The sequence below is a fragment of the Methylibium rhizosphaerae genome (assembly GCF_006386545.1).
Taxonomy (GTDB): Bacteria; Pseudomonadota; Gammaproteobacteria; order Burkholderiales; family Burkholderiaceae_C; genus Pseudorivibacter; species Pseudorivibacter rhizosphaerae.
Genome location: NZ_SWAR01000177.1, coordinates 1 through 697, shown reverse-complemented (window position 1 = coordinate 697; position 697 = coordinate 1). Strand labels below are relative to the sequence as shown.

Sequence of the window (697 nt, the reverse complement as noted above, 5' to 3'; positions counted from 1 at the left end):
CCACTTGGCGACTGAACGCGGTGTGGCCGCCGCCACACAGAACCAGGCCAAGTCGGCACTGTTGTTCCTCTACAAGGAGGTGCTCGGGGTCCAGTTGCCCTGGCTGGACGAGATCGTCGGGGCCAAGAACCGGGATCGCCTGCCGGTGGTGCTGACGCCCACGGAGGTGCGCGCGCTGCTGCATGAGTTGAACGGAGCGAGTTGGCTGGTGGCCGCGCTGCTGTATGGCACCGGGATGCGTTTGCTCGAGGGCTTGCGGCTGCGGGTCAAGGACGTGGACTTCGAGCGGCGCGAGTTGGTGGTGCGCAGCGGCAAGGGGGCCAAGGACCGTGTGACGGTGTTGCCGGAGAACCTGCTGTTGCCACTGAAGGAGCAACTGGCGCGCGCCAAGGTACTGCATGAGCGCGACCTGGATGCCGGCTTCGGCGCGGTCTGGCTGCCCGATGCGCTGGCGGTGAAGTATCCGAATGCGCCACGCACCTGGGGCTGGCAGTGGGTATTTCCCAGTGCCGCCCGTTCCGTGGACCCGCGCCAGGGTGTCGAGAGGCGCCACCATCTGCACGAGGCCTCGATTCAGAAGGCGGTGGCCGGTGCCGCCAAGCGTGCGCGCATCATCAAGCCTTGTTCGCCCCATGTGCTGCGGCATTCGTTTGCCACGCACATGTTGCAGGCCGGCTACGACATCCGTACGGTGCAG

The 697-nt window shown here is 66.4% G+C and carries 1 protein-coding gene; it reads left to right on the top strand.

Going from position 1 to position 697, the window contains the following annotated elements; translation table 11 throughout:
• Window positions 1-697: integron integrase (locus tag E8D38_RS28000; RefSeq protein ID WP_140637618.1), on the top strand; the 697-nt coding region annotated here is incomplete at both ends.